Origin of the sequence: Roseiarcus sp. (assembly GCF_052145395.1) — a bacterium.
Taxonomy (GTDB): Bacteria; Pseudomonadota; Alphaproteobacteria; order Rhizobiales; family Beijerinckiaceae; genus Roseiarcus.
The window spans coordinates 1-8,356 of the sequence record NZ_JBKQOT010000510.1 but is presented as its reverse complement, the minus strand read 5'-3'; the positions used below and the strand labels follow the sequence as shown (position 1 = coordinate 8,356).

Here is an 8,356-nt window from a genome sequence, read left to right as displayed (position 1 = left end):
TCTGGTGCATGAGATCATGGACAATCTGGAACCCGAGGCCGGCCAGCGACTGCGGCAGAGTCCGCGCTTCATTCAGCGGATGGCTGACACTGCGCCGACGACGATCACGCGGATTGTGAACGAAGGCGCGGAGGGCGAGCCGCCTTTTGCCGCCAATAACTTCTCCGCGCTGACCATCGAGCGGCTGAAGAAAGCCGGCTATCACATGGCAAAACGCGCCATTCTCGGCAGCCTGGCCGAGGCGGCGCACGCCAGGAACCGCTAGAGGCCCGAAGCGAGCTGCCGTGATTACATCCATCTAATTCGGGAGGGGGCGGTGTTCGTATGGCTGGCCGGGACGCCCGGCCATGAGATGGCGGGACGCGCCGTTGTCGGCCCGACCCCCAACGCGGTGGCGCCGAGAGACGCCTTCTGATTTTCAGATATACGTCTTGCGGTTTCCCAGAAATTATGTTATACGTATTCTTACAGGACGAGAAACGAAGAAACCGCCTTCTTTCGCAGAGCCCCGACGCTCAAGCCCCCGGCCCCCGGGGCTTGACGCTTTTGACCCGGGACCTTTCGCGGCTGCGAGGTTCCTCGAGACGACGCCTCGGCGGTTACACGGGACCGGAAAAACCGCCGTAAACGATTGAAAAGCCTCGAAACGAAGTTGGAAATGGCAAAGCCTATTCGCACCGCGTGAGATGGTAGCGGAGGCCGCCGGCTGAGCGCTTCGCCCGAATGCCCTCACGGGGTCGCCTTCGATACCCTCTCCCGAAGGCCAGAAAGCGCAAGTCTTCAGAACGGGTGGTACTGGAAGAGCCAGGTCTCCGTCATGGTCTCATCGCCCGACTTCAGGAACGCGCGCATTTCCACGGGATCGGTCCCGTCGACGATGAGGTCGAACTGCGCCCGCCAGTGGCCGGCGACGCCGTCCGGCACCGCCTCGATCAGCTGGTAATTGCCGAAACTCCCGCGCGAGGCCGAGACGACCAGCTCCGGCTTGACGCCAAACGGCAGCTTTTCCAGCGGGCCCCCGAGAAACTCGACCATGAACTTGCGCACGCCTTTCGGCCGCGGCAGGCCGGGCTGGCCGCCGCGGCCCAGCCGCGTCGCGACGACCCGGCCCAGGTTCGAAGGCGCGGGCGAGTCGGCGAGCCAGTAGAGCTTGTAGTTGAGATGGAGTTCCGCGCCGGCCGGCACCGGCAGGGCCGGCACCCACATCGCCACCACGTTGTCGTGGATCTCGTCGTCGGTCGGGATCTCGCACAGCTGGATCGAGCCCTTGCCCCAGCCCTGCCCGTCCGGCCCCGGCTGCGGCTCGACCCACAGACTCGGCCGCCGGTCGTAGTAGACGCCGTCGATATAGTGGTCGAACACGCGGTCGCGCTGCATCAGGCCGAAACCGCGCGGGTTGTCGTCGAGGAACGACGACACCATGATGCGCGGCGGATTGTTGAGCGCCCGCCACAGCCGCTCGCCGTTGCCCGACCACATCTCGAGCCCGTCCGAATCGTGCACCTCGGGACGCCAGTCGATTGCGGTCTCCTTCTTGGTCTCGGAGAACCAGTACATCGAGGTGCAGGGCGCGACGCCGAAGCGCGAAACCTGGGCGCGGACGAAGAGCGACGCCTGAATGTCCATGACGACGCCCGCGCCGCGGGTCATCAAGAAGCGATAGGCGCCGACGATCGAGGGACCCTCCATCAGAGCGTAGAGCGTCAGCGTGTCGTCCGTGGCGGCTGAGTCGATGTAGAATTGGGTAAAGTCCGGGAATTCCTCGGGCCGGTCCGCCACCGCGACGTCGAGGGCGATTCCTCGCGCCGAAAGGCCGTACTGGCGCAATTCGCCGATGGAGCGGAAATAGGCGGCGCCCAAAAAGGCGACCCAGTCGTTGTGACGCCAGTCGAGCGCTCCGTTGCGCGATTCCTGGATGCGCAGGCCGGCGAATCCCGCCCCCAACGGCAGATCCCGCGCCGGCGAATTGGCCGGCATGTCGAAATAGGCCTGCTCGTAAATGATCTTGCGCGACTGGCCGCCCTCGACCACATGCATGCCGACCGCCTTCTGGAAGAACAGCCCCAGGTGGAAGAAGGTGACCGGGAAGGGGCCCGGCCCGTTGGCGAACAGGGCGTAGTCGTCGCGGTACTTAATCTTACCCCATTCCTCGTAGTTGATCTTCTGCAGCACGTCGGGCGAGGGCCGCGGCGGCGCCTCGTAAGGCAGGCGCGCGCGTTCGCGGGCCTGGCTCTTGAAAAGATCGTAGGAAAACGGGACCGGCGGCTCGAATTGCAGGCCGTCCGGCTCGGCCGCCAGGGCTTCGGCGACCGGGCTCATCGCCGCCGCGGAGGCGGCGACGCCCTTCAGAACCGTCCGACGATCAACGCTATCCGACATGAGGTTTCCTTCGACGCGTCGCCTCTGGCCGCGTTAGTCCGCCTGCGCGCAGATTCACGCGTCCGCCTATTCACTCACAGCCGAACAAAAGTGAGGTAAACGGAAGCCCGCCCCGCCCTGTGAGCCTTCGCTTCATAGCGCGTCGGCCGCCATTCGGGCCAGGGGGTTCGCCAATCCGCCGCGCGCGAGGCGGCCCAGCGGAAGCGCGACGAGCCGAGGAACCGCCTGAGCGTCCAACCGGCGTAGTCGTCGATGTCGGTGGCGAAGCGGACCTCGCCGCCGGACTTCACCACCCGCGCCAGCCCCTCGACCATCGCGTCGGATACGATGCGGCGCTTGTTGTGCCGCCGTTTCGGCCAAGGGTCCGGGTAGAGGATGAACACACGCGAGAAGAATGCGTCCGGCGCGGCCTCGACCAGAGCTTGGGCGTCGCCGCGCCGCAGCCTGACATTGGCGAGCCCTTCCCGCTCGACGCCCGCCAGCGCCGCAGCCACGCCGTTGAGAAACGGCTCGCAGCCGATCAGGCCGACCTCGGGATTCGCCTTCGCCTGCTGGATCAGATGCTCGCCGGCGCCGAAGCCGATCTCCAGCCAGATCGCGCTCGGCTCGAAGGCAAAGTTCCCCGGCCGCCGGAGCTCCTCCGGGCCGATCTCCAGTTTGGGAAGCGCCTCTGCGACGAGGCGCTCCTGACCCGTCCGCAGGGTCTTGCCGCGGCTTCGCCCGTAAAGCGTGCGCCGCCGCGACTCGGGTACGGCTTGACCGCCTGCCGCCATGCATCCCTTCTGTTCGGCGGAGCCTCAGACGAGGCGACGCAAGGTGTCGGCGAGGTCGGTCCGCTCCCAGGAGAAGCCGCCGTCCGCCTCCGGAGCGCGGCCGAAGTGGCCGTAGGTCGAGGTGCGGGCGAAGATCGGCTTGTTCAGCTGCAGGTGCTCGCGAATGCCCCGCGGGCTGAGATTCACGATCTCCATGAGCGCTCTCTCGAGCTTGGCCTCGTCGATTCGTCCGGCGCCGTGGAGGTCGGCGTAGATCGATAGCGGTTTCGCCACGCCGATGGCGTAGGAAAGCTGCAGCGTGCAGCGGTCGGCGAGATCGGCGGCGATGACGTTCTTGGCCAGATAGCGCGCCGCATAGGCTGCGGAACGGTCGACCTTGGTCGGATCCTTGCCGGAGAACGCGCCGCCGCCGTGAGGCGCCGCGCCGCCGTAGGTGTCGACAATGATCTTGCGACCGGTGAGCCCGCAATCGCCATCGGGGCCGCCGATGAAGAACTTGCCTGTCGGGTTGATGTGCCACATGGTGTTGGCGGTGATCCATCCCGCCGGAAGCGCCGCCTCGACATAGGGACGGACGAGCTTCGCCACGTCCTCGGAGGTCAGCGACTCGATCACATGCTGGTGGGAGACCACGATCTGGGTCGCCTCGACCGGCTTTCCGTTCTGATAACGGACCGTCACTTGGCTCTTGGCGTCAGGGCCGAGAGTCCTCTCGACGCCGGAATGACGGGCCTGGGAAATCTCGCGAAGGATCTTGTGGGCATAGTAGAGCGGCGCCGGCATCAGCTCGGGCGTTTCGCGGCAGGCGTAACCAAACATGATGCCCTGATCGCCGGCGCCCTCGTCCTTGTTGCTGGCGGCGTCGACGCCCTGGGCGATGTCGGCGGACTGCGCGTGCAACAACACCTCGATCTCGGCGTTGCGCCAGTGGAAGCCCTCCTGCTCGTAGCCGATGTCCTTGATGGCGGCGCGCGCGGTTTCAATGATCTGCTCGTTCGGAATTCGAGGGCCGCGCACTTCGCCGGCGATGATCACCCGGTTGGTCGTTGCGAGCGTCTCGCAGGCGACGCGGACCTGGTACGGGTCGACGCCCGCCTTGGCGCCCTCGCGGAAGAAAAGATCGACGACTTCGTCGGAAATCCGGTCGCACACTTTATCAGGATGGCCCTCAGACACGGACTCACTGGTGAATTCGTAATTCAGACGAGCCATATTTGCGATCTCCTTCCGACTTCAGCATTCAGGACTTCCGACGCCACGCGCGAACGGTCGAACCGGCCCCGCTTGTGACAGCGGCCGTTCGATACGTCAAGCCGGACTGCACTGAATCGTTCTTTTTAACGAACGCCCTCGAGGCTGCCTGCTTCGCCGCCTTCATCGTGCGGCGCAAGCGATTCGACGAGGTCTATGATTTTGCGGCGAACCTTTGGGTCACGAATGCGCGTGAACGCGCGATTAAGCTTGAATCCTTCCGTTGTGGACAGGAACTGAACGTCGAGCGACCGGGAGCCCCGCTCGGCCCACCCGGCTTTCACCCCCTGCTCGGCTGGTCCACCTTCATAGAACCAGTCCACGTCGACATCGAACACGCTTGCAGCCTGCTTAAGCCGACTGGCGCTAATCCGGTTGACGCCTTTCTCGTATTTTTGGATTTGCTGAAACGTCACGCCTAGAACCGCGCCGAGCTTGCTTTGGCTCATTCCGAGCATAGCGCGGCGCATCCGCAACCGGGCGCCCACGTATACGTCGACGCTGTTCAAAGGACTTTTCACTGCTCCTGCCCCCGATATCCCGCGCCGAACAAGCCCGCTCAGGTGACGCAGCGGAAATACCTTATGCACGCGTCGCGCGCAAGCCGGAAAAATGCAATCTAGGGTTTCCTACCCGCCGCGCCTAAAATGTAAGGTTAAAAACAGGAACACAAGGCCGATCGCCCCCGCGGTCAGCGAGCCGAATCGCGACTGCCACGTCGGCGGTAGAGCCTCCGGCAAATCGGCGTCAAGCACGTCTTCGACGCCCAGCGGCGTCGCCGCGATCTCCCGACCGAATCCATCGACCACCGCCGAAACGCCGGAGTTCGCCACGCGCACAAGCGGCAGACCGAGTTCAATCGCCCTCAGCCGCGCCTGGGCGTAATGCTGATAGGGGCCAGGCGTCACCCCGAACCAGGCGTCATCCGTGACGTTGAGCAACCAGCCGGGCCGGGGCGCGCCAGAAAAGGCGTCGCCGACCTCGATGGGAAAGATCGCCTCGTAGCAGATCAGCGGCACCGCAGCCGGCAATCCCGGAGCATGCAGCACGCGTCGGCCGACCCCCGGCGTGAAGCCGCCGGGCGCCTGGACGAATTGGGTCACTCCGATCTTCTCCAGGAAGGCGTCAAACGGGGTATACTCGCCGAACGGCACGAGATGCTGCTTGTCGTAGCGCTCGCGCGACAGCCCATCGTGATCGACGATCTCGATGGCGTTGTAATAAGCCGGATCCCGTCCCGCTTTCATCTCCACCCGCGCGGCGCCGGTGATGAGAGTCGTGTCGGCCCCGATCAGCGACACGATGTCCCCAAGCGCTTGGGGATCGCGCGATAAAATGAACGGGAACGCCGATTCGGGCCACAAAAGGTGCGTGACGCGGCGGCCGTCCCGCCCGCTTAAGCCCCCGCCGCGATCCGACAACTCGAGGTAACGCCTCACGATGGCGTCCTTGTTTTCCGGCGCGAAGGACTCGCCCTGGGAAATGTCGGGTTGCATCACCCGAAGCCTGACGTTCGGCACGAACGCGCTCGTCGGCGCGGCCAGCCGTTCAACGCCGAAACCGGCGATCGCAAAAAGCGCGAGGACCGCGACCATCGTCGGGGCAGACGCGAACCGGCCGTCTCCGGCGCGCCACAGCGTCGCCGGGGCCGCGAAGACCGCGATTGCGATGAAGGTGAGACCGTGGAGGCCGACGACCGAGGCGATCTGCGCCAGCGTCAGATTCGCGCCCAGCGCCATGCCGATGTCGTTCCACGGAAAGCCGGTGAACAAAAGGCCGCGCGCCCACTCGCTCAACCCCAGGCCGAAGGCGAGCGCGAAGACGCGCGAGGGTCCGGGCGACCAGAGGAGCCGGGCCAGCGCGAAGCCAAAGGCCGGAAAGAGAGCCAGCCCCGCGGGCAGGACGAGCACGCCGAGCGGGAGGGCCCAGACGAACTTGTTCCCGTCGACGAGGCAGGCCGCGCCGACCCACCACAGACCGGCGAGGAAATATCCGAACCCGAACCACCAGCCTGCGCCGAAGGCGGCGCGGATCCGCTGGCCGACGCCCCCCTGCGATCCATCGATCAGCCAGATCGCGACGGTCATGGGGACGACCATCAAGATGAACCCATCAAACGGCGGCAGCGCGAAGGCGCCGGTCGCCCCGGACAGAAAGGCTATGGCGCGCCGCCGCCATCCCCAGGAGAGGATGACGCCCTGTGGCAGCGCCGCCAGGACGCCGGCGATAGGGGAGACCCGGGCGACCTCGGTCAAGACAAGAGTCCCGGACCTGGACAAGCGACCGCGTGTTTTTGGCAATAGCCCTGCATTTTCAATAGGTTATGTGGCATTTTACTCGATTCGCGAGTCAGGCTTCATTTGTTTTCAAGGACTTACGAGCAAGTTCGGGTTTTGCGGCCTATGCCGTTGTGCCGGGTGCCCCCTTCCGGGCGAGGGTCCGGCGCGACTCCTTTCAAAACGAATGGCGACGCCATCATGACTCGTCTGCTCGATCAGGCGACGGAATGTCGCCCATTGCCTAAGCGCCGCTCGCGCGAATTGCGCGCCGCCGGGAGGAGCGGCGCGAGTCGGGGAAGCGGCCACCGTCAAGGTAACACAGACTCCGGATCGCCATAGGATAGGCTCGGCCGGTACAGCGTTTTGCTGCGCGCCGAGGACCTGGGAGTCGACAGCGCTGGCCGCGTCCTGTCGAAAGGCGGAAGCGGCGATCCCCATGCAAAGCGGCCTCACACATGAAGCGCGCCGCGACGAGGCGACGCCGCGCCTCAAGCGCGCTCGGCCTTGTCGCGTGCGTTCTGCGCTTCGATCGCTTCGCGCGCGGCCTTCCATTCGGAGTCGCCCCATTTGCGCAACTCGTAGAAATTGCCGCCGGTTGCGAGCGCCTGCGCGCCGTCCATGGCGATGGTCTCGCCGGTCAACCACTCGCAGCCGTCCGAGAGAAGGAAAGCGGCGAGGTTCTGCAACTCCTCCATGCGTCCCACGCGGCCGAACGGGTTGACGGCCAGCGTTCCCTTGCCCTCGTCCGGCATCAGCCGTTTGCTCATGCCTTCGGTCGGGATTTCGCCGGGCGCGATCGCGTTGAGGCGGACGCCGTAACGTCCCCACTCTGCCGCGAGCGATTTCGTCATCGCGTCGATGGCGGCCTTGCTCATCGCTGACGGGACAACAAACGGGCCGCCGTTGCGGACCCAGGTCACCGTGATCGAGACGACGCTGCCGCGATGGCGCCCATGGATCCAGCGCTTGCCGACCGCCTGGGTGACGTAGAACGTGCCGTGCATGACGATGTTGGCGATGGCGTCGAAGCCGCGCGGCGAGAGGTCCTCGGTGCGGGCGATGAAATTGCCGGCCGCGTTGTTGACGAGCGAGGTCAGGGGCCCGTCGCGAAAGATTTCCTCGACCATGGCGTCGACCGCGGCGGCGTCGCGAATGTCGACGCCATAGGCTTTGACGACGCCGCCGTGCGCTTTCATGAGTTCGTCCGCCGTCGCCTCGCACACGCCCCTGCGCCGTCCGCAGATGGCGATCTCGGCGCCGAGGCCGAGCAGGCGCTCGGCAATCCCTCTGCCCAGTCCCGTGCCGCCGCCGGTGATCAGAATTTTTTTGCCCTTGAAGAGATCGGTCGCAAACATTGGCGCTTCCTCAGCGGTTTTAGCCCTCCCCAACCGATGGAACGTAGCAGGCTGATGAAAATGAGCCCAGGCACTTTCAGTCCGGATAAAGCCAGCGTATACCCTGTTTACCCCACGACCCGAGATTCCCTGGGGTTTATGATGCGGAAATTGTCGGTGACGGCGCTTCGAAATTCGCGCCATCGCTTGGGTGCGTCTTGGCGTAGGAAGCCGAGCGTCGCCTCGGCGAAGTCCTTGTAGGTTGCGTAGCACCTGTTGTGCGTTATGTTCTTGTGCATCACTCCCCATAGACGCTCGATCGGGTTCAAATGCGGGCAAT

Annotated in this window: 7 protein-coding genes and 1 pseudogene; 1 reads left to right on the top strand and 7 read right to left on the bottom strand. The window is 65.0% G+C overall.

Going from position 1 to position 8,356, the window contains the following annotated elements; translation table 11 throughout:
- A partial coding sequence (locus tag ACLP25_RS17515; protein WP_442470451.1) for a DUF3734 domain-containing protein occupies positions 1–265 on the top strand: 265 nt, incomplete at its 5' end.
- Between the two features lie 515 nt (positions 266–780).
- Here ACLP25_RS17515 and ACLP25_RS17510 read toward each other — a convergent pair.
- The 7 genes and pseudogenes from ACLP25_RS17510 to ACLP25_RS17480 all read right to left on the bottom strand — a co-directional run.
- The gene (locus ACLP25_RS17510) at positions 781–2,379 is read right to left on the bottom strand and encodes a glucan biosynthesis protein (RefSeq protein ID WP_442470450.1); all 1,599 of its coding nucleotides are present in this window, start codon (positions 2,377–2,379) and stop codon (positions 781–783) included.
- Between the two features lie 74 nt (positions 2,380–2,453).
- A complete protein-coding gene (gene trmB, locus ACLP25_RS17505; protein WP_442470449.1) occupies positions 2,454–3,152 on the bottom strand; it encodes a tRNA (guanosine(46)-N7)-methyltransferase TrmB in 699 nt (232 codons plus the stop codon).
- Positions 3,153–3,176: 24 nt separating this feature from the next.
- A complete protein-coding gene (metK, locus tag ACLP25_RS17500; protein WP_442470448.1) occupies positions 3,177–4,364 on the bottom strand; it encodes a methionine adenosyltransferase in 1,188 nt (395 codons plus the stop codon).
- A 125-nt stretch (positions 4,365–4,489) separates the two neighbouring features.
- Positions 4,490–4,912 (bottom strand): helix-turn-helix domain-containing protein, encoded by a 423-nt coding sequence (locus ACLP25_RS17495; protein WP_442470447.1) that lies wholly within the window; start codon positions 4,910–4,912, stop codon positions 4,490–4,492.
- A 120-nt stretch (positions 4,913–5,032) separates the two neighbouring features.
- Positions 5,033–6,658: an apolipoprotein N-acyltransferase gene (gene lnt, locus ACLP25_RS17490; RefSeq protein ID WP_442470446.1), complete on the bottom strand. Its 1,626-nt coding sequence runs from the start codon at positions 6,656–6,658 to the stop codon at positions 5,033–5,035.
- Between the two features lie 512 nt (positions 6,659–7,170).
- Positions 7,171–8,037 (bottom strand): SDR family oxidoreductase, encoded by an 867-nt coding sequence (locus ACLP25_RS17485; RefSeq protein WP_442470445.1) that lies wholly within the window; start codon positions 8,035–8,037, stop codon positions 7,171–7,173.
- Between the two features lie 107 nt (positions 8,038–8,144).
- Positions 8,145–8,356: pseudogene (locus ACLP25_RS17480) on the bottom strand (hypothetical protein); the annotation flags it as partial.